This is a genomic window from Nitrobacter sp. NHB1, assembly GCF_036964665.1.
Lineage (GTDB): Bacteria > Pseudomonadota > Alphaproteobacteria > Rhizobiales > Xanthobacteraceae > Nitrobacter.
This window is the reverse complement of the sequence record NZ_JBAMDA010000001.1, coordinates 1,732,376-1,750,792: the sequence shown is the minus strand read 5'-3', so window position 1 is coordinate 1,750,792 and position 18,417 is coordinate 1,732,376. Positions and strand designations below refer to the sequence as shown.

Genomic DNA, 18,417 nt, shown 5'->3' with positions numbered 1-18,417 from the left:
TTACATGACATCATCATTTGAAAGCAAGACACCTATACGTATTGATCGGTTTGGCGTTATCTAAGGCAACATGTTGCAATGCAATGTCATAGATGTGGACTGGAGATAATGATGTCCAAGACCTTTGAGCAGCTCGTTCCCGCCCCGAAGGGCCGTTTTGAGGGGATCAGCCGTCCCTACAGCCCGGCGGACGTCGAACGGCTGCGCGGCTCGGTGGAGATCAAATACACGCTGGCCGAAAAGGGCGCGAACCGTCTCTGGGAATCGCTCAAGACGGAGCCATACGTGAATTCGCTCGGCGCCGTCACCGGCAACCAGGCGATGCAGCAGGCGCGCGCCGGTCTGCCCGCGATCTATCTCTCGGGCTGGCAGGTCGCCGCCGACGCCAACACCGCGGGCACGATGTATCCCGACCAGAGTCTCTATCCGGCCAACGCCGGTCCTGAACTGTGCCGCCGCATCAACCGCACCTTCCAGCGCGCCGACCAGATCGAGCATTCCGAAGGCGGCGCCAAGATCGACTGGTTCGTGCCGGTCGTGGCCGACGCCGAAGCGGGCTTCGGCGGTCCGCTCAACTCGTTCGAGATCATGAAGGCCTATATCGAGGCGGGCGCGGCCGGCGTCCACTTCGAGGACCAGCTCGCGTCGGAAAAGAAGTGCGGCCACATGGGCGGCAAGGTGCTGATCCCGACCGCGGCGCATGAGCGCAACCTGATCGCGGCGCGGCTCGCCGCCGACGTCTGCGGCACCCCAACATTTGTGCTGGCGCGCACCGATGCGGAGAGCGCAAAACTCATCACCTCGGACATCGACGAGCGCGATCACGAGTTCATCACCGGCGAACGCACGGCGGAAGGCTTCCATCGGCTCAAGCCCGGCACCGGCCTCGATCACTGCATCAAGCGCGGTTTGGCCTTCGCCAGGTATGCCGACCTGTTGTGGTGGGAGACCTCGAAGCCGGATCTCGACGGCGCCCGCAAGTTCGCGGAAGCGGTGAAGAAGGTCTACCCGAACAAGATGCTGGCCTACAACTGCTCGCCCTCGTTCAACTGGGAAGCCAACATCGACAAAGACACCATCGCCAAGTTCCAGCGCGAGATCGGTGCCATGGGCTACAAGTTCCAGTTCGTGACGCTGGCGGGCTTCCACTCGCTCAACCACGGCATGTTCGAGCTGGCGCGCGGCTACAAGGCCGAGGGCATGGCGGCGTATTCCCGCTTGCAGCAGGCCGAGTTCGCCTCGGAGAAGTTCGGCTACTCGGCGACGCGCCATCAGCGCGAGGTCGGCACCGGCTACTTCGATCTGGTCTCGACCACAATCACCGGCGGCCAGTCGTCGACCACCGCGCTTCACGACTCGACAGAGGCCGCGCAGTTCAAGTCGCAAGGGTCACAGATCAGGGTTCAGGCGGCTGAATAAAAGCGGCTGAATAAAAGGAGGCTCTCATGACCGGCAGCAATTTCTGGGTGATTGGCGGCGAATTCGGTTCGATGAATTTCCACAAGCTCGTGGAAGGATCGGCCCAGGTGCAGGGTCCGTTCAAGACGCGGAAGGAAGCCGAGGACGCCTGGAGGGTGGTGTCCGAGGAAAACCGCCACCGCGCCGGCGTGCGCTTCTCCATCGTGGAAGAGCCGAACCGCATGGCGAGCTGACCGATCGAAGAACTTCCCATGGGTGAAGGCTACCGTATCGTTTCGTCATTGCGAGGAGCGATAGCGACGAAGCAATCCGGTCTTTCAGAGTCTCCTGGATTACTTCGCTCCGCTCGCAATGACGGGGTGCCCTGACCTGAGTTGACCTAGAAGAAGCGTCCAAGGAAACGGACGGCCCTGCCCGGGAGATCGGGCGGGGCCGTTTGTTCGTTTGGAGGCAGTGATTTGCGGGCCGGGTCCGGAGTGGGCGGCGCATTATAAGCCTTTGGAACTAAACGGCCTTTGCGCGGAACAGTGTTGCTGCTAGGTTACATGGTTACCGCCAGGTTAACGGCGGCCGGATCTGCGGGGAAGGCGACCGATGTCGGACGCACCGAGAATGGGAACGGGCGTGGCGGAAACCGCGAAGCCGGTGCGGCTGCGCGATGCGCTGCGGCAGGCGCGGATCGAGGCCGCCGATCGCACCGGCGTCGTCGTCGATCTGCGCGATGCGGAGGTGGCGCGGCTAGAGATTTTGAACGAGGCGCTCGATCCGCTGTTCGCGCAGGTGCCCGATCAGGTCGACCTGTTCGATCGGGGTATCAGCCAAGGAGACACACCGCGGTTGTGGATCGACATAGTGGCGCACATCCTGATGGGCCGCGACAAGCGCATGTACCGTTTTGTGCAGGACACCCGCCATGGCCGGATCGTGCTCGCGGAATCCTATGACGCGGCCGCGATCGTCAATGCCGTCACGGATTATGTCGCCCGCCGCATGATCGAGCGCGAGCGGGCGCTGGCGGCGACGCCGCTGCTGCCGGAGCAAGCGGAGGCGAAGGAGAAGCCGCGCCGCCGCGGCCTCTGGACCTTCGCGTTCGGATTTGTCGCCGGCGTCGTCGTGCTGTTCGGCTTCGCGCTGTTCGCAGCGCTCAGGAATTAGAGCGTTTTCGAGCGAAGCATGTCCTCGGGCTTGACCCGAGGATGGGCACCGGTTCGCGTGAAGAAAACGCGTCAAATCAAAATCATAGAGCCTCGCTTCTGATTCCATCAGAAGCGAAAAGGCTCGAGTGACCCGCGGCACCGCGATCACAGCGCGACGAATCATTTCACGGCCGGCGATACCCGTAAGATCTGTCCGGCCGAGCTATCGGTCAAAAGCCACAGCGCGCCGTCCGGTCCTTGCCTGACGTCGCGGATGCGCTCGTTGAGATTTCGCAGCAGTCGCTCCTCGCCGGTCACGCTGTTGCCGTTAAGCGAAAGTCGCACCAGCATCTTGCCCGCCAGCGCGCCAGTGAACAGGCTGCCGTCCCACTTCGGAAACAGCTTGCCGGTATAGAACGCCATGCCGGACGGCGCGATCGACGGCACCCAGTACTTGATCGGCTGCTCCATGCCGGACTTCGACGTGCTGTCGTGAATCTTTGCGCCGTTGTAATCGATGCCATAGCCAATCACTGGCCAGCCGTAATTCTTGCCCTTGCTGATGATGTTGACCTCGTCGCCGCCGCGCGGGCCATGCTCGATTTCCCAGAGGTCCCCGGTCGCGGGATTGAATGCGAGGCCTTGTCCGTTGCGGTGGCCGTAGCTCCAGATTTCCGGACGCGCGCCGTCGCGGCCGACGAAGGGATTGTCGGGAGGCACCGATCCGTCGGGCGCGATCCGGGCGATCTTGCCGTTATCGACGCCAAGGTTCTGCGCCTGGTCGCGCGGCCCGAAATGATCGCCGAGCGTGATGTAAAGATCGCCGTCGCGCGCGCTTTGCGCAATGCGGCAACCATGATTGGCATGGCCGCCGGGACCGGCTTGCGTGAAGATCACCTTCACCCCATCAAGCGCGGTGGCATCCTCTTTCAGCCGTGCCCGCGCGATAGCGGCGTTGCCGCCGCTATCTGCGGAGTAACAGAGATAAAGCGTGCGATTGGCCGCAAAGTTGCGGTCGAGCGCCACGTCGAGCAGACCCGCCTGTCCCTCAACATAGGGCTTCGGCACGCCCTTCAAAGGTGGCGACAACGCCCCGTCCGGAGTGACGATGCGGATGCGCCCCGGACGTTCGGTCACCAGCATCCGCCCGTCCGGTAGGAAGGCGAGGCTCCACGGATGATTGAGGCCGCTGGCGACGGTTTTGACCTGGAGTTGCCCGGCCGACGATGTGAACGACGTGCCTGCGCCGCACGCGCCGGTCGCGATGACGGAGGAGGCCGTCAGCACTATGGCCGCGCTCAGGGTGGCCGTAGCCCACACCATCGGTGTTGTCATCAATCGCTCCTGTCGTCGAGCGGATGGTCACACAGGCAAACGCGGGCGCCCGTCACAAAATCGCGAGGCGGACCGGAGGCTGCGAGGACTTAAATAACCGGTTCAGGCGAGGATCGGCATAGCCATCGCGACCCTGATCGACATCACCGCGAACGCCAAAGAGAGGCAGATGGCGAAGGCGGCGATTGCCAGTGAGGCGGCAACCGCTTTGGTCAGGCGTGCGGAAGCGACGCGTGTGACGCGTCCTCCGAACCCTCCGCTCGTGCCTTGCGATCGCATCGCAAATCAATCCTTCAAAGACGGGCGAATCACCCGCACCGCCACAATCTTCCACCAAGCGCGGGCAGCATTGGGGCGGCAGCCCACTTGAAAGACGTCCAAAGCGAGGCGAAATAGCGTGTCCCCGCATTTCCCTTAATCCATGCTGAGCCCCTGCCGAAGGCCGCGGTCCTCACCCGCCGCCTGACACGCGCGGATCAGGTCCCGGCGGCGATGCTGGCCGCGGCATTGCCTGAGGGAGCCGCACGCCCGTCCATGCTCACGAAGCCGGTTTCCTGTTCGATCCGCCGCAGCCAGGCCCGGATCGAGGGGAACGCCGTGAGGTCGAAGTCGCACTGGTCGGCGACATGGGTGTAGGCATAAAGCGCGATGTCGGCGATGGTGAGCTGGCCGGCGGCGAAGAAATTGTGGGTCCTGAGATGATTCTCCATGACCTGAAGCGCCGCATAGCCGCGCTCCATCCAGTCTTCCAGCGCATGGGTCTGCAGATCGCGGCCGCCCTTGACCAGCGAGAGCCAGAAATAGGCCGCGCCGATGTTGGGTTCCAGCGCGTGCTGTTCGAAGAACATCCATTGCAGCGCCTCGGCGCGCTCGATCCGGGATTCCGGCGCCAGCGATGTTCCCATCGCGACATACCACAGGATCGCATTGGACTCCGCGAGGTAGCGGCCCTCCGCCACCTCGAGCAGCGGCACCTGGCCGCTCGGATTCTTCGCGAGAAAATCCGGCGTGCGACTTTCGCCGCGCAGGATATCGACCTCGACGGCATGATAAGGCGCGCCAAGGAAGGCCAGCGCAAGGCGAACCTTATAGCTGTTTCCCGAGCGCTGCATCGAATAGAGCTTGTACATTCGCGTCGTTGGATCCCGTTGCCGCGCGGTAAGGCTGCCGATTGCGCGATCTGACAATGAGGATGGCATCGAACTGCCGCAAGGCCTCAACTCTGGAACATATTGAGGTGGGGACACGTTGCGCCGCACGAATAGCCGGAAACTGCCGTTATCCGATGGTTTTTCGGAAAATCATCCCGTCTGCAAAGCGTCGTCGGATCACGTTGCGTTGAAGACTACCCCCAATTCGGGCTGTCTCCTTTGGCCGCGTGATATTGAATGACCCCGTAAAGCGCGATCATCGTCACCAGTGCGAGCGGAATGCCGGTCGCGCCGGTGATCCCGCGCGTTATCAGCGGCACCAGCCACGCTGCCGCCAGTACACTGATCTCGTAACTTTTCGCGCCGCGTCTGGCGATGGCGACTGTCATGAAGGCAATCGTCGGCCCCAGGATCATCAGGTCGTAATCAAGGATGTGCGGCGACGCCAACGCAGTGGCGGCGCTCAGTGTCGCAGCCTTGGCGCAATCGTCGCGCGACCTGCGCCAGACCCACGCCACACTACCGACGACAACAGCCGAGACCAAGCCTTGCATCGCATAGGCGAACGATACGCTGCCGCCCCACATTCGTACGGCGGCAAAGACGCTTTGCAGCTTTTCGAAACCCACGTCGCCATCCTGCAACAGCATCTTGCGCGACAGTTCGGTCGATGCCGCGAAAGCTGTCCAGATATCCAGCCCGAATAACGCCGCCGTTCCCAGCGCCAACGCTGCCACCGTCATCGCTGCCGCGCCGATGCTCCGCCACTGGCCGGCTGCGAGCAGGGCGACGGGGATCACCAGCCCGAATTGCGGTTTGTAGGCCAGCAGGCCGAACAATACGCCGGCCAGAATCGGACGGCGCGGCAGTGCGATCAACGCCCCGCCCAACAGCGCTGCCGTCAGGAAGCCATTCTGACCGTGGCCCAGGTTGATGAAGACCGCCGGAAACGCCGCCGTCGCCAGCAGGCCGAGAACGGTTTGGTTGCGCGTCAATGGAGCCGTCAGCAAGATGGCGCGCATTACGGCGAAATAGCCCGCAAACGTGACGAACTGCCAGATCGCCAGCGCCGGCAGATAGGGAAACGCCGCTAGCGGTGCTGCGATCAGCAGAAAGAAGGGCGGATAGAACCACGCATAATAGGGGGTGTGCGCCCCGAAGAACAGTTGTTCGCGGGCATAGTGGGCCGCCATGTCGTAGACGCTGGCTGCGCGACCATCGAGCACCAATGATCCCGCGGCATAGAAACTGGCGAAATCGGTGCCGAGCGGCTTGCTGTTGGCGTCCGACAGGCCATGGGACAGGGCAATCCAGGTGACTATGGCGAGCGCGTAAAGGGTCAGCAGAATCAGGCTATAGGCTCGCAGGCGCGCCACCGTCAGCCACTCGCCACTCTGAAATTGTCGCCAGGAAGATATCATCGGCCCGTGACTGCGGGAGTGAGTGCAAGGTTGCAGGTTAGGTGCCTCCGTTTAATTTTCCCTGAAACGGCACTGTCGCGGAACAGTTATCGCAAGCTTCTTGCGGTGCAGCGTAACGCACACTACTAATGTGCCGCGATCCCGTTCAATGAAACCGCGTGGACTTGGCGATCAACCACGCTTGCTAGGAGATGACGATGTCGTTCCTGTCCGCTGCGCTCGACCGTGTGAAGCCGTCCGCGACCATCGCGGTCACGGATAAAGCGCGTCGGCTCAAAGCGGAGGGGCGGAACGTCATCGGCCTCGGCGCGGGCGAACCGGATTTCGATACCCCGGCCAACATCAAGCTCGCCGCGGTCCATGCGATTGAGGCCGGCAAGACCAAGTATACGGCGGTCGACGGCATCCCCGAGCTGAAGGAAGCGATTGTCGCCAAATTCCAGCGCGAGAACGGCCTGACCTACAAGCCGAACCAGGTCATCGTCGGCACCGGCGGCAAGCAGGTGCTCTACAATGCGTTGATGGCGACGATTAATCCAGGCGACGAGGTGATCATTCCCGCGCCGTACTGGGTCAGCTATCCCGAGATGGTCGCGCTGGCGGGCGGCGAATCCGTTCCTGTCGTGTGCCCGGCGGAATCCGGCTTCAAGCTGCAGTCCGACGCGCTGGAGAAGGCGATCACGCCGAAGACGAAGTGGGTCATCCTCAACTCGCCGTCGAACCCGACCGGCGCGGCCTATACGCGCGCCGAACTGAAAGCGCTGACCGACGTGCTGGTGAAGCATCCGCACGTCTGGGTCATGACCGACGACATGTACGAGCATCTGATCTATGACGACTTCGAATTCACCACGCCGGCGCAGGTCGAGCCGCAACTGCTGAACCGCACCCTGACGGTGAACGGCGTGTCGAAGGCCTACTGCATGACCGGCTGGCGCATCGGCTATGCCGGTGGTCCCGCGCCACTCATCAAGGCGATGGCGACCATCCAGTCGCAATCGACCTCGAACCCCTCGTCGATCTCGCAATGGGCGGCGGTGGAGGCGTTGAACGGTCCGCAGGAGTTCATCGGCGCGAACAACAAGGTGTTCAAGGAGCGTCGCGACCTCGTGGTGGCGATGCTGAACCAGGCCAAGGGCATCGATTGCTCGCGACCGGAGGGCGCGTTCTACGTCTACCCGTCCTGCGCCGGGACCATCGGCAAGACCACGCCGTCGGGCAAGAAGCTCGAGACCGACGAGGATTTTGTCACCGAACTACTGGAGGCCGAAGGCGTCGCGGTGGTGCAGGGGTCGGCGTTCGGCCTCGGACCGGCGTTCCGCATCTCCTATGCCACGAAAACCTCGGACCTCGAGGAGGCCTGCAAGCGCATCCAGCGTTTCTGCGGCAACCTGCGCTGACGGAGCGGGCTGCGGCGTCGGGTCATTGACCGGATGTCGTCCCTGCGCAGGCGGGGACCCGTACGCCGTGTCCCCCGCCGTTGAGACGAAGACGTGACTTATCGCCGATGTCAGGGTTATGAGCCCCGTTTTCGCGCGGACGACAGCAATGGTTATTCGGCCCGGTTAGACCGAACAGTTTTGCTTCGGGTCGTTTCGTTGCGGATCGTTTCGTCCCTAGCCGTGCCGTAGTAGCGTTCATCATGTTTTAGCAACGTTCCCGGCATTTTGATGCCTTGATATGACGGCTGCCTTGTTTTGGACACGGCGGTTCCATCATGTCCAGCCGCCTTTCTTAATCCCCCCAAGCGGAGATCGACTCATGCACTTCCCAAGACTTCTCGCTGCGGCCGCAGCGACGCTGGTGGCGTCGTTTGCGGTTGCCCATGCCCAGCAGCATCAGGTTCAGGCCGGTATCCTCGAATGCGAGGGCGGCCAGAACGTGGGCTATGTGGTCGGCTCGACGACGGAACTACAGTGCGTCTTCCACAGCAACTCCGGAGCGCCGCCGCAGCCCTATATCGCGCGCGTCCAGCGCTTCGGCCTTGATCTCGGCGTGACGTCGCAGACCGGGTTCGCCTGGGCGGTCAATGCGCCGAGCTATCGGCTTGGCAGCGGCGCGCTGGCCGGTCACTACGGCGGGGTCGGCGCCAACGCCACGGTCGGTGTCGGCTTCGGCGCCAACCTGCTGGTCGGCGGGTCCGACAATTCGATTTCGCTACAGCCGCTGAGCCTGCAGGGCCAGACCGGCCTGAGCGCCGTGGCCGGCATCGTCGATGTCGATCTGCGCCCGGCAAATGTGCGTGCGGCGCCGCGCTACAAGCGGCATCGGCATCACCATCGCCGTCATCATCATCATCGGCATCATCATAAGCACTCACGCTGATCGGATCGGACGACCAACGAGGCCCGCGACAGCGGGCCTCTTTTTTGGTGTTTATGACCGCGGCGTCGCGTCTGGTGAGACCCGGTCCGGTGTGCCATAAAATGCGCAGCCATAATTGTGGCGGTCCGTTTCTGCATCGCAGTTTCGAATTCGGAGCTTTTCATGCGCGGTATTCCAGTTCTGGCGGGCGCCGCAGCGGTGCTGATCGTGTCGCTCGCTGGCGCCCTTGCGCAGCAGCCCGCGCAGCGCGCCAAGGTTGGCGTTCTCGAATGCCGCGGCGGAGCCAGTGTCGGGTTTATCGTCGGCTCGGTGACCAATCTCGGCTGCGTGTTTCACGCGGACGGCCTGCCGGAAGATCGCTATGTCGCCACGATCCGAAAGGTCGGCGTCGATCTCGGCATCACGCAGGAATCGGCGCTGGCCTGGGGCGTCTACGCGCCGGTGGCGCGCCTCGGACCTGGCGATCTCTCCGGCGACTACGCAGGCGCGCAAGGCAGCGCCTCGATCGGCATCGGCCTTGGCGGCAACGTTCTGATCGGCGGCTCCGCCAATTCGATCGCCCTGCAACCGCTCAGCGTGCAGGGCCAGGTCGGCCTCAGCGTTGCGGCCGGTCTCGCGGCGCTTGAACTGCGTCCGGGCCGCTGACCTGGGCCGGCGATGCGGTGTTCTGACCTGACACGCGGCGGCGGATCGCGGCGAGCGATAGCAAGGCGACGACCGTAAGCGCCGCTCCGGAAGCGAAGGTGGCGGGCGGGCCGTAGCGTTCCCACAACACGCCGGCAACGACGCTGGCAATCAGAAGCGCCACGCCGCTGACCAGGTTGAAGATGCCAAAAGCCGTGCCGCGCAGTTCAACCGGCGCGGCGTCCGCGAGCAGCGCGGACAAAAGCCCCTGTGTGAATCCCAGGTGGGCGCCCCATAGCGCGACGCCTGCGACGACGACGGTGAGTCCGCCGTCGATTGCCAGAAAAAGGTCGGCGAGGATCAGAAGCATCATCCCGGCCGCCAGCACATTGATTCTGTTAGTGCGGTCGGACAACAGCCCCGCGGGATAGGCGACGAGCATATAGACCAGGTTCATGACAACCAGCACGCCCGGCACCAGCGTCACGGACAGGCCGGCGCCTTGCGCTCGCAGCAACAGGAACGCCTCGCTGAAGCGCGCCAGCGTCAATAGCATAGCGACGCCAGTCACCAGCCAGAACGTGCCGCCGAGGCGCTTCAGTCCAACGAGGCGCAAAGGCCAGCGCGGCGCTTGCGCCGGCTCCGTGCGTTCCGGCTCTTGCACACCGAACTGCAGAAGCGCGACCGCGATGATGGCGGGAATGACGGCAATCCAGAATACCAACTGATAGTGATCGGATGTGATCCACATCAGTGCGATCGCGAGGCTAGGCCCGGCGAATGCGCCCACGGTGTCGAGCGATTGCCGTAGCCCGAAGCTCGCGCCGCGCAGGGAAATTGGCGCGAGATCAGCCACCAGCGCATCGCGGGGGGCGCCGCGAACGCCCTTGCCCACACGGTCCAGGAAACGCGCAGCCGCGATCCAGCCGATCGTCGATGCCAGCGGGAAGATCGGTTTGGTCAGGGCTGCGAGGCCATAGCCGGCAACGGCCAGCACCTTGCGCTTGCCGAGCCAATCCGAAAGGGCGCCTGAAAAGAGCTTGACGATCGAGGCCGTCGCCTCGGCGACGCCCTCAATGATCCCGACGGTAAGCGCCGACGCACCGACGACACCGACGAGATAGGCGGGCAACAGCGCGTGGATCATCTCCGAGGAGATGTCCATGAACATCGAAACGAAACCGAGCGTCCAGATCGGTACGGGAATGCCGCGCAACCAGGCAGCAGGTTTGCTTCCGTCTCGCATAGGCTTTCCGTTCCGCCCGATTTGTACAATTGTTACATAGCGAGACGACGGGCAAATCCGTCAAATGAGGCGCGGGGCTTGAAGGCTTTATTGCATGGCCATACGTTTCCCGCTTGCCAAATTCAGGCGGTGGGAGGAGCATCGTTACGCCGACCCAATCATGGGCCGACTTCCAGATCAGGAGGCGGCGGTGGGACAAGAGCTCAGAAGCCCCCAAGGCACACCTCAAGGCAGTCTAGCATCGGGTCCCCGGTGCATTGCGCTGGTGGGCCCGTTCCAGAGCGGTAAAACCACACTTCTCGAAGCCATTCTCGCGCGTACAGACGCAATTCCCAAAACAGGCAGCGTCGATCAAGGAACCAGCGTCGGTGACGCCAGTCCTGAAGCCCGCCAGCACAAAATGGGTGTCGGGCTGACCCCGGTCACCACCAGCTTCATGGGCGAAACCTATACCTTCATCGACTGTCCGGGTTCGATCGAATTCGCGCACGATATGCGCGCGGCGATTCCCGCGGTCGATGCCGCGGTGGTGGTGTGCGAAGCCGACGAGCGCAAGCTGCCGCAGTTGCAGATCATCCTGCGCGAGCTGGAAGATTTGAACATTCCGCGCTTTCTGTTTCTCAACAAGATCGACAAGGCGAACAACCGCGTCCGCGAAACGTTGGCGACGTTGCAGCCGGCCTCCCGGACCCCGCTGGTGCTGCGGCAGATTCCGCTCTGGAACGGCGATTTGATCGCTGGGTTCGTTGATCTCGCGCTGGAGCGTGCCTTTGTCTATCGCGAGCATCTGGCCTCCGAGGTCGTCCAACTGGACAGCGGCGATCTCGACCGCGAGAAGGAAGCGCGGTTCTCGATGCTGGAGAAACTTGCCGATCACGACGACGCGCTGATGGAGCAGTTGCTCGAGGATATTGCGCCGCCGCGCGATGCGGTGTTCGACGATCTCGCCCGCGAACTGCGCGAAGGCCGGATTTGTCCGGTGCTGCTCGGCTCGGCCGCGCGTGCGAACGGCGTGCTGCGGCTGATGAAGGCGCTGCGGCACGAAGCGCCCGGCATCGGCGAGACGGCGAAGCGCATAGGCGTGGCTGACAGCAAGGAGGCGCTGGCCTACGTATTCAAGACCCTGTACCTTCAGCATGGCGGCAAGCTGTCGCTGGCGCGGGTGCTGACGGGTCGTTTCGACGATGGCGCGGCGGTGCAGGCGTCGTCGGGCGAAGCCGGAAAAATTTCCGGCGTTCTCGCCGCCACCGGCGCGCAGGAGACCAAGCGGGCGTCTGCCGAAGCCGGTGACACGGTAGCGCTCGGCAAGCTCGACGCCGTGAACACCGGCGATACGCTGACGACCGCCAGGATGGCGCCGCCCTCGCTGGCCGGCATTGCGCCGGCTGCGCCGGTGCTGGCGATGGCGCTTGCGGCCGGAGACCGCAAGGACGATGTCAAGCTTGGACAGGCTCTGATCAAGCTCAACGAGGAAGACCCCTCGCTCGCTGTCGTTCACAATGCGCAGACCCACGATACCGTGCTGTGGGGACAGGGCGAGATGCATCTGCGCGTTGCGCTGGAGCGGCTGCACGATCGCTTCGGCGTCAACGTGAAATCACATGTGCCGGCGATCGGCTATCAGGAAACCATCCGCAAGCCCGTTACCCAGCGCGGGCGCCATAAGAAGCAGTCCGGCGGCCACGGCCAGTTCGGCGACGTGGTGCTGGAGATCCACCCGCTGCCGCGCGGCTCTGGCTTCGTCTTCGTTGACAAGATCGTCGGCGGCGCGGTGCCGCGCAACTATATCGGCGCGGTGGAGGAGGGCGTGGTGGACGGACTTGCGCGCGGCCCGCTTGGCTTTCCGGTAGTCGATGTGCAGGCGACGCTGACCGACGGCTCCTATCACAGCGTCGACTCCTCGGATCAGGCATTCCGCACGGCGGCGCGCATGGGGGTCGCCGAAGCCTTGCCGCAATGCCAACCGGTGCTGCTGGAGCCGATCCATGTGGTCGAGATTGTTTGCCCGAGCGATGCGACGGCGAAGGTCAATGCCATCCTGTCGGCACGGCGCGGCCAGATTCTCGGCTTCGACACCCGCGAGGGCTGGACCGGCTGGGATTGCGTGCGCGCCATGATGCCGGAAGCCGAGATCGGCGATCTCATCGTCGAACTCAGGTCGGCGACGGCGGGAGCGGGCAGTTTTACCCGGCAGTTCGATCGCATGGCAGAAGTCAACGGCCGGGCCGCCGACCAGATCATCGCCGCGCATCGGGCCGCGGCGTAGCGCGCATTTCGCAAAAGGGGATGCCGAGTTTTGATGACCGAGTTATGCATTATACATCATTATAATTGTTTTATACATCATTTTTAGTATCATAAATATGGAGATCGAGCGTTGATCACATCCTTTCAGATGCGGGCAGCGCGTGCGCTCTTGGGCATCGACCAGAAAACGCTCGCCGCACTGGCCGGGGTGTCCTTGCCGACCGTCCAGCGGATGGAGGCGAGCGAGGGGCGGGTGCGAGGCGTTATCGATACGCTGGTGAAGGTGGTCGACGCGTTCGAGCGTGCCGGCGTCGAATTGATCGGCGAACACGCCCGTAGCGACGGCGGCGGGCGCGGCGTTCGCCTGAAGCAACCCGGATCGCCGTCGCGCCGCCCGGCTGTTTGAGATCATCGCGGCTTCGCGTTGTCCCGTGATCGCGCGATGCGAGGGAAACTGCGAGATGAGCATCGGGAGGCTTGCGGTGCCGCGGCGCCGGCGATTGCGCCGGCGGCATTGACAGGGGCCGCGGCTTGCATGATCTCATCCGGCCGTGCCGCCTGATTGTCGGGCGCGTCATGCGACGGAACCCATGATGACAGCCGAGACCAAAGGTCGCGCCGCCTGCCTGATCGGATGGCCCGCGGCGCATTCGCGCTCGCCGCTGATCCATCACTACTGGCTGCGCGTGCACGGAATCGCGGGCGGCTACAACATCGAGGCGATTCCGCCCGAGGGCCTTGCCGAATTCATCATGCATCTGTCGACGCACGGCTTCGTCGGCGCCAACGTCACGATCCCGCACAAGGAGCGGGCGCTGCAACTGACCGCGCCCGACGAGCGCGCCACAGCGGTCGGCGCCGCCAACACGCTCTATTATGACGGCACCAACCTGCGGTCCACCAATACCGACGTCGAGGGATTCATCGGCAATCTGGATGCCGCTGCGCCGGGCTGGGATCGCACCGGGGATGCGCTGGTGCTTGGCGCCGGCGGATCGTCCCGGGCCGTGGTGTTCGGCCTGATCGAACGCGGCATCAAGCGCATCCATCTCGCCAACCGCACAATGGAGCGGGCGCGGGCGCTCGCGGATCAATTCGGCGCAACGGTTATGCCGTTGGCCTGGAGCGGGCTCGGCGACGTGCTGCCGCGCGCCGGTCTGCTCGTGAATACCACCTCGCTCGGCATGAAGGGGCAGCCGCCGCTGGATATCGAACTGCCGCTGCTGCCGCCGGATGCGGTGGTTGCTGATCTGGTCTATGTTCCGCTGGAAACGCCGCTGCTCGCGGCGGCGAGGGCGCGGGGCCTCAGAACCGCCGACGGCCTCGGGATGCTGCTGCATCAGGCCGTGCGCGGATTTGAGCTGTGGTTCGGGCAGCGTCCCGCAGTGTCGCCGGAATTGCGCGCGCTGGTCGAGGCCGATCTCCGGATGCCTCATCCCGCGACATGAGATTCGCGCCCAGTATTTTTAACCATTCTAATCTGGCGACCAATCAACCCTCTTTGTCTTGACCCCCAGGAAAGCATGATCCAGTTGGTAGACCGTCACCTTGAAGCGATCCTTATGTCCGATCTCGATACCAGTATCCCTGAAGCTACGCGGACCACGCCGCTCGGTCTCGCCCGGCGCGGCTTTCGCGGCCGGGTAAGCGCCATCATGGTCGACGGCGACCGCCTTGGCGTGTCGGCGATGGAGATCGAACGACGCCTTCTTGAATTTGGCATCGTCGAAGGCGTGTCGGTGCAGATCCTGCATGAAGGGCCGATCCGCCGGGATCCGATCGCGGTCCGGGTCAACGGCACGACAATCGCGCTGCGCCGGTGTGAAGCCATGGCGATTATCGTTGGCGATCATGGTCCGTCGGCGGATGCCGCTGAATGACTGCGATCGAGGTCAATGACTGGCGCATCGCCCTGGTTGGAACGCCGAACAGCGGCAAGACCGCCTTGTTCAATGCGCTTACGGGCAGCCGACAGAAGGTGGCCAACTACGCCGGCGTCACGGTGGAGCGAAAGTCGGGGGTTTTGCAAACCGCATCCGGCCACCGGGTCAACCTGATCGACCTGCCGGGGACCTATTCATTGCGGGGCCGCAGCCCCGACGAGGACATCACCCGCGACGTTATTCTCGGCAAGTTCGCGAGCGAAAGTCCACCGGACTTTTTGCTCTGCGTGGCCGACGCCACCAATCTTCGCGTGGCGATGCGCCTCGTCATCGAATTGAAGCGCGTTCACCGGCCGATGCTTTTGGTGCTGAACATGATCGACATCGCGCGGCGGCGCGGCGTCGACATTGATCTCGACAAGCTCTCCGCCGAACTTGGCGTGCCGGTTGTTACATCGACCGCCGTGCGGCGCGGCGGCATCGACGATCTGCTGCGGCGGATCGACGACGTCGCCGGCAAGCCGACCGAGGCCATTGTCGCGAGCGAGTGGACGACGCCGGCCGTGTCCGACCTGCGTACGGCGCAGCGCGAGGCCGATCGCGTGATCCGCGCTTCGGTCAGCGAGCCGGCCAAGCCCGATACGTGGACCACGCGCGTGGACGCCGTGCTGCTGCATCCGGTGTGGGGCATGATCGCGCTGCTCCTGCTGCTGTTCGTGATGTTCCAGGCCGTGTTCGCCTGGGCTGAACCGGCGATGGAACTCATCACCCGGGGTTTCGATGCGCTCGGCGCGTTATCGGCGATCGTGCTGCCGGAAGGGTTGCTGCAGAGCTTCGTCCAGAACGGCGTGCTCTCCGGCGTCGGCAGCGTCATCGTATTTCTCCCGCAGATCCTCGTCCTGTTTCTCTTCATTCTGCTGCTCGAAGATCTCGGCTATATGGCGCGCGCGGCCTTCCTGATGGATCGCATTATGGGCGGCGCCGGATTGCACGGCCGCGCCTTCATCCCGCTGCTGTCGAGCTTTGCCTGTGCGATTCCGGGGATCATGGCGACGCGAGTGATCGATAACAAGCGCGACCGGCTGACCACCATCATGGTCGCGCCGCTGATGACCTGCTCGGCGCGCATCCCGGTCTATACGCTGATTATCGCGGCCTTCGTGCCGAACCGGCCAGTGTTTGGCATTCTCGGATTGCAGGGGCTCGTGATGTTCGGGCTCTATGCGACAGGCATCTTCAGCGCGCTCGCGGTGTCGTTCGTGGCCAATCGTTTTTTCTGGCGTGACAGCGCGACGCCGCCCTTCATGCTGGAACTGCCGGATTACAAGCTGCCGCAATTGCGCAGCGTGCTGATGAATCTCTACCAGCGCGCGATGGCGTTTCTGAAGCGCGCCGGCACCACGATCTTTTCCATGATGGTTCTGATCTGGTTTCTGGCGTCATTCCCGCGTCCGCCGATGGGCGCTACCGAACCTGCGATCGATTTCAGTCTTGCAGCCATGATCGGCCGCTGGATCGAGCCGCTGCTCGCGCCGATCGGCTTCAACTGGCAGATCAGCGTCGCGCTGATTCCCGGCATGGCGGCGCGCGAGGTGGCGGTGGCTTCGCTCGGCACCGTCTATGCGATCGAGGGCGGCAAGGAGGCGACGGACCAGGTCGGTCACATGCTGGCCGGACAATGGAGTCTGGCGACCGCGCTGGCGTTTCTCGCCTGGTATGTCTTTGCGCCGCAATGTGCCTCGACGCTCGCTGTCATCAAGCGCGAGACCGGCGGGTGGCGCTGGGTGCTGATTACATTCTTCTACATGCTGGCGATGGCCTATCTGGCCGCGTTCGTGACCTACCGCATTGCGCTCGCGCTGGGTTGGGGCTGACCTCACACCGCGAGGATATGCTCGTCGATTTCGGCAATCGTGTTGACCCCGCACAGGCCCATGGTCACGCTCAGTTCCCTGGCGATGATCTCGAGTGCCTTGGTGACGCCTGGGCTGCCGAACGCGCCGAGGCCGTAGACATAGGCGCGGCCGATCATGCAGGATTTCGCGCCAAGCGCGAGCGCGCGCATCACGTCCTGGCCCGAGCGGATGCCGCTGTCGAACAGCACCTCGATCGTCGAGCCGACCGCATCGACGATCGCTGGCAGCACCTCGATCGAGGATTGCGCGCCGTCGAGCTGACGGCCGCCATGGTTGGACACCACCAGCGCTTGTGCGCCGATCTTCGCCGCTTCCCTGGCGTCGGCGACGTCGAGGATGCCCTTGATGACCAGCTTGCCGGGCCAGATGCTGCGGATCCAGTCGACGTCCCTCCAGTTCAGCGTGGTGTCGAACTGCTCGGCGACCCAGCCCGCCACCGATCCGAGATCGTCGACGCCTTTGAGGTGTCCCGCGATGTTGCCGAAATTCCGCCGCCTGGCGCGCAGCGTGCCGATTAGCCATGACGGCTTGCTCATGAAGTCGATCATGTTGGCGAGGCTGAACAGTTGCGGCGGCACCGACAGGCCGTTCTTGATGTCGGCATGGCGCTGGCCCAGCACCTGCAGATCCACCGTCAGCACCAGCGCGCTGCATTTCGCCGCCATGGCGCGCTGGATCAATTCCCTGACGAAGCCGCGATCCTTCATGACGTAGAGCTGAAACCAGAACGGCTTCTTGACACTCTCCGCCACGTCCTCGATCGAATTGATCGACATCGTGCTCAGCGTATAAGGGATGCCGGCGGCCTGCGCGGCGCGGCAGGCGTGGATCTCGCCGTCACTGTACTGCATTCCGGTCGAGCCCACCGGCGCCAGGATCAGCGGCAGGTTCGCCTTCTCGCCCAGGATGGTGGTCGCCAGATCGCGCTTCGAGATATCGACCAGAATCCGCTGGCGAAACCTGATCGCCTGCAGGTCTTCGTGGTTAGCGCGGTACGTCTGCTCGGAATAGGAGCCGCGATCGACGTAGTCGAAGAAAGCCTTCGGCACGCGGCGCTTGTGGACGTCGCGCAGATCCTCGATGCAGGTGATGCGATCCATCGACATGTCCGGACCTTGGTGTATTGGGCGGGTATCGCCCACCCTCGGGTTCACGCCGTCGGAATCCGAAAACTCACGTAGCATGGATGGGCCATCCGCAAAATCCGGCCTGATCTCACGTCTCGGGAGGAACGGAACGCGGCATGGGCGCGTTGCATTTGGTAGTGGGAGAATGCCATGCCGAGGATTCACGCTGCGCAGGATGACCGGACGCAAAAGACAAAAAGGGAACTGGATGAGGAACTCGATCGCGGCCTGCAGGGATCGTTTCCCGGCTCGGACCCGGTGAGCGTCACCCAGCCGGCGCCCGGAAAGCCGCCAAAGAATAAGGCGGCAAAAAACAAGGCGGACCGTCATTAGAGCCTTTATCATCCGGTTCGCGTGGATGCTCTCCATCAATAACTTGCGTATTCTGATCGCAAAACGGTATCCGCTTCTGCGGAATACGCGTTGGAATCGTTCGCATCGGGCAGCCGGGCGGGCCAAGGCCAGGGTCCCGAAACGGCCGGGTTCTCAAAACTCCAGGCTCTCGAAACTGGGGATTAATCCATCTTTTCAATGGAACGCGATCTTTTTTGCCGCCAGATGCCGGTAACGGTTCATTATATTTTTTG

18 protein-coding genes are annotated in these 18,417 nt (G+C 63.4%); 12 read left to right on the top strand and 6 right to left on the bottom strand.

The features are described from left to right. The first annotated feature begins 111 nt into the window (after positions 1 to 111). From aceA to V4R08_RS08245, 3 genes are all read left to right on the top strand, one after another. Positions 112 to 1,419 (top strand): isocitrate lyase, encoded by a 1,308-nt coding sequence (gene aceA, locus V4R08_RS08255; RefSeq protein WP_335578910.1) that lies wholly within the window; start codon positions 112 to 114, stop codon positions 1,417 to 1,419. Positions 1,420 to 1,445: 26 nt separating this feature from the next. After that, positions 1,446 to 1,652, top strand: coding sequence for a DUF4170 domain-containing protein (locus tag V4R08_RS08250; protein ID WP_011509641.1), 207 nt, complete (start codon positions 1,446 to 1,448; stop codon positions 1,650 to 1,652). Positions 1,653 to 2,013: 361 nt separating this feature from the next. Next, complete coding sequence (locus V4R08_RS08245) at positions 2,014 to 2,574, top strand: hypothetical protein (protein ID WP_335578909.1); 561 nt, start codon at positions 2,014 to 2,016, stop codon at positions 2,572 to 2,574. A gap of 161 nt (positions 2,575 to 2,735) precedes the next feature. Here V4R08_RS08245 and V4R08_RS08240 read toward each other — a convergent pair whose 3' ends face one another. From V4R08_RS08240 to V4R08_RS08225, 4 genes are all read right to left on the bottom strand, one after another. Next, on the bottom strand, positions 2,736 to 3,890 hold the full coding sequence (locus V4R08_RS08240) for a PQQ-dependent sugar dehydrogenase (protein WP_335578908.1): 1,155 nt from the start codon (positions 3,888 to 3,890) through the stop codon (positions 2,736 to 2,738). Positions 3,891 to 3,992: 102 nt separating this feature from the next. Beyond that, the gene (locus tag V4R08_RS08235; protein WP_335578907.1) at positions 3,993 to 4,169 is read right to left on the bottom strand and encodes a hypothetical protein; all 177 of its coding nucleotides are present in this window, start codon (positions 4,167 to 4,169) and stop codon (positions 3,993 to 3,995) included. Positions 4,170 to 4,366: 197 nt separating this feature from the next. After that, positions 4,367 to 5,020, bottom strand: a complete 654-nt coding sequence (locus tag V4R08_RS08230) for a glutathione S-transferase family protein (RefSeq protein ID WP_335578906.1) — start codon at positions 5,018 to 5,020, stop codon at positions 4,367 to 4,369. A gap of 215 nt (positions 5,021 to 5,235) precedes the next feature. Beyond that, entirely contained in the window at positions 5,236 to 6,417 is a 1,182-nt protein-coding gene (locus V4R08_RS08225; protein WP_335578905.1) for a glycosyltransferase family 87 protein, read from the bottom strand. Positions 6,418 to 6,659: 242 nt separating this feature from the next. On the opposite strand from V4R08_RS08225, the gene V4R08_RS08220 reads away from it, so the two are divergent. From V4R08_RS08220 to V4R08_RS08210, 3 genes are all read left to right on the top strand, one after another. Then, entirely contained in the window at positions 6,660 to 7,862 is a 1,203-nt protein-coding gene (locus tag V4R08_RS08220) for a pyridoxal phosphate-dependent aminotransferase (protein WP_335578904.1), read from the top strand. Between the two features lie 361 nt (positions 7,863 to 8,223). Continuing rightward, positions 8,224 to 8,787 (top strand): DUF992 domain-containing protein, encoded by a 564-nt coding sequence (locus V4R08_RS08215; protein WP_335578903.1) that lies wholly within the window; start codon positions 8,224 to 8,226, stop codon positions 8,785 to 8,787. Between the two features lie 162 nt (positions 8,788 to 8,949). Then, entirely contained in the window at positions 8,950 to 9,432 is a 483-nt protein-coding gene (locus tag V4R08_RS08210; protein WP_335578902.1) for a DUF992 domain-containing protein, read from the top strand. Here the strand turns inward: V4R08_RS08210 and V4R08_RS08205 are convergent. Next, positions 9,383 to 10,657: an MFS transporter gene (locus V4R08_RS08205; RefSeq protein ID WP_335578901.1), complete on the bottom strand. Its 1,275-nt coding sequence runs from the start codon at positions 10,655 to 10,657 to the stop codon at positions 9,383 to 9,385. The two genes, V4R08_RS08210 and V4R08_RS08205, sit on opposite strands and share 50 nt — an antisense overlap. 190 nt (positions 10,658 to 10,847) lie before the next feature. On the opposite strand from V4R08_RS08205, the gene V4R08_RS08200 reads away from it, so the two are divergent. The 5 genes from V4R08_RS08200 (at position 10,848) to feoB (ending at position 16,661) form a co-directional block, all read left to right on the top strand. Next, positions 10,848 to 12,923, top strand: a complete 2,076-nt coding sequence (locus tag V4R08_RS08200; RefSeq protein WP_335578900.1) for an elongation factor G — start codon at positions 10,848 to 10,850, stop codon at positions 12,921 to 12,923. 111 nt (positions 12,924 to 13,034) lie between these two features. Then, a complete protein-coding gene (locus V4R08_RS08195; RefSeq protein ID WP_335578899.1) occupies positions 13,035 to 13,310 on the top strand; it encodes a helix-turn-helix domain-containing protein in 276 nt (91 codons plus the stop codon). Positions 13,311 to 13,494: 184 nt separating this feature from the next. Continuing rightward, positions 13,495 to 14,352, top strand: coding sequence for a shikimate dehydrogenase (locus tag V4R08_RS08190; protein ID WP_335578898.1), 858 nt, complete (start codon positions 13,495 to 13,497; stop codon positions 14,350 to 14,352). A 114-nt stretch (positions 14,353 to 14,466) separates the two neighbouring features. After that, positions 14,467 to 14,784 carry a FeoA family protein gene (locus V4R08_RS08185; RefSeq protein WP_335580218.1) on the top strand — a complete coding sequence of 106 codons (318 nt, stop codon included), beginning with the start codon at positions 14,467 to 14,469 and terminating at the stop codon, positions 14,782 to 14,784. Further along, positions 14,781 to 16,661 (top strand): ferrous iron transporter B, encoded by a 1,881-nt coding sequence (gene feoB, locus V4R08_RS08180; protein WP_335578897.1) that lies wholly within the window; start codon positions 14,781 to 14,783, stop codon positions 16,659 to 16,661. Before V4R08_RS08185 ends, feoB begins: the two co-directional genes overlap by 4 nt. A gap of 2 nt (positions 16,662 to 16,663) precedes the next feature. Here feoB and V4R08_RS08175 read toward each other — a convergent pair whose 3' ends face one another. Continuing rightward, on the bottom strand, positions 16,664 to 17,803 hold the full coding sequence (locus V4R08_RS08175) for an alpha-hydroxy acid oxidase (protein WP_335578896.1): 1,140 nt from the start codon (positions 17,801 to 17,803) through the stop codon (positions 16,664 to 16,666). Positions 17,804 to 17,980: 177 nt separating this feature from the next. On the opposite strand from V4R08_RS08175, the gene V4R08_RS08170 reads away from it, so the two are divergent. Beyond that, positions 17,981 to 18,163, top strand: a complete 183-nt coding sequence (locus V4R08_RS08170; protein ID WP_335578895.1) for a hypothetical protein — start codon at positions 17,981 to 17,983, stop codon at positions 18,161 to 18,163. Positions 18,164 to 18,417: the final 254 nt, after the last annotated feature.

Excerpts from the sequence above, each read along its gene's own strand:
- aceA (WP_335578910.1), top strand. The coding sequence starts at position 112 with ATGTCCAAGACCTTTGAGCAGCTCGTTCCCGCCCCGAAGGGCCGTTTT.
- V4R08_RS08250 (WP_011509641.1), top strand. The coding sequence starts at position 1,446 with ATGACCGGCAGCAATTTCTGGGTGATTGGCGGCGAATTCGGTTCGATG.
- V4R08_RS08245 (WP_335578909.1), top strand. The coding sequence starts at position 2,014 with ATGTCGGACGCACCGAGAATGGGAACGGGCGTGGCGGAAACCGCGAAG.
- V4R08_RS08240 (WP_335578908.1), bottom strand. The coding sequence starts at position 3,890 with ATGACAACACCGATGGTGTGGGCTACGGCCACCCTGAGCGCGGCCATA.
- V4R08_RS08235 (WP_335578907.1), bottom strand. The coding sequence starts at position 4,169 with ATGCGATCGCAAGGCACGAGCGGAGGGTTCGGAGGACGCGTCACACGC.
- V4R08_RS08230 (WP_335578906.1), bottom strand. The coding sequence starts at position 5,020 with ATGTACAAGCTCTATTCGATGCAGCGCTCGGGAAACAGCTATAAGGTT.
- V4R08_RS08220 (WP_335578904.1), top strand. The coding sequence starts at position 6,660 with ATGTCGTTCCTGTCCGCTGCGCTCGACCGTGTGAAGCCGTCCGCGACC.
- V4R08_RS08215 (WP_335578903.1), top strand. The coding sequence starts at position 8,224 with ATGCACTTCCCAAGACTTCTCGCTGCGGCCGCAGCGACGCTGGTGGCG.
- V4R08_RS08210 (WP_335578902.1), top strand. The coding sequence starts at position 8,950 with ATGCGCGGTATTCCAGTTCTGGCGGGCGCCGCAGCGGTGCTGATCGTG.
- V4R08_RS08205 (WP_335578901.1), bottom strand. The coding sequence starts at position 10,657 with ATGCGAGACGGAAGCAAACCTGCTGCCTGGTTGCGCGGCATTCCCGTA.
- V4R08_RS08190 (WP_335578898.1), top strand. The coding sequence starts at position 13,495 with ATGATGACAGCCGAGACCAAAGGTCGCGCCGCCTGCCTGATCGGATGG.
- V4R08_RS08185 (WP_335580218.1), top strand. The coding sequence starts at position 14,467 with ATGTCCGATCTCGATACCAGTATCCCTGAAGCTACGCGGACCACGCCG.
- feoB (WP_335578897.1), top strand. The coding sequence starts at position 14,781 with ATGACTGCGATCGAGGTCAATGACTGGCGCATCGCCCTGGTTGGAACG.
- V4R08_RS08175 (WP_335578896.1), bottom strand. The coding sequence starts at position 17,803 with ATGGATCGCATCACCTGCATCGAGGATCTGCGCGACGTCCACAAGCGC.
- V4R08_RS08170 (WP_335578895.1), top strand. The coding sequence starts at position 17,981 with ATGCCGAGGATTCACGCTGCGCAGGATGACCGGACGCAAAAGACAAAA.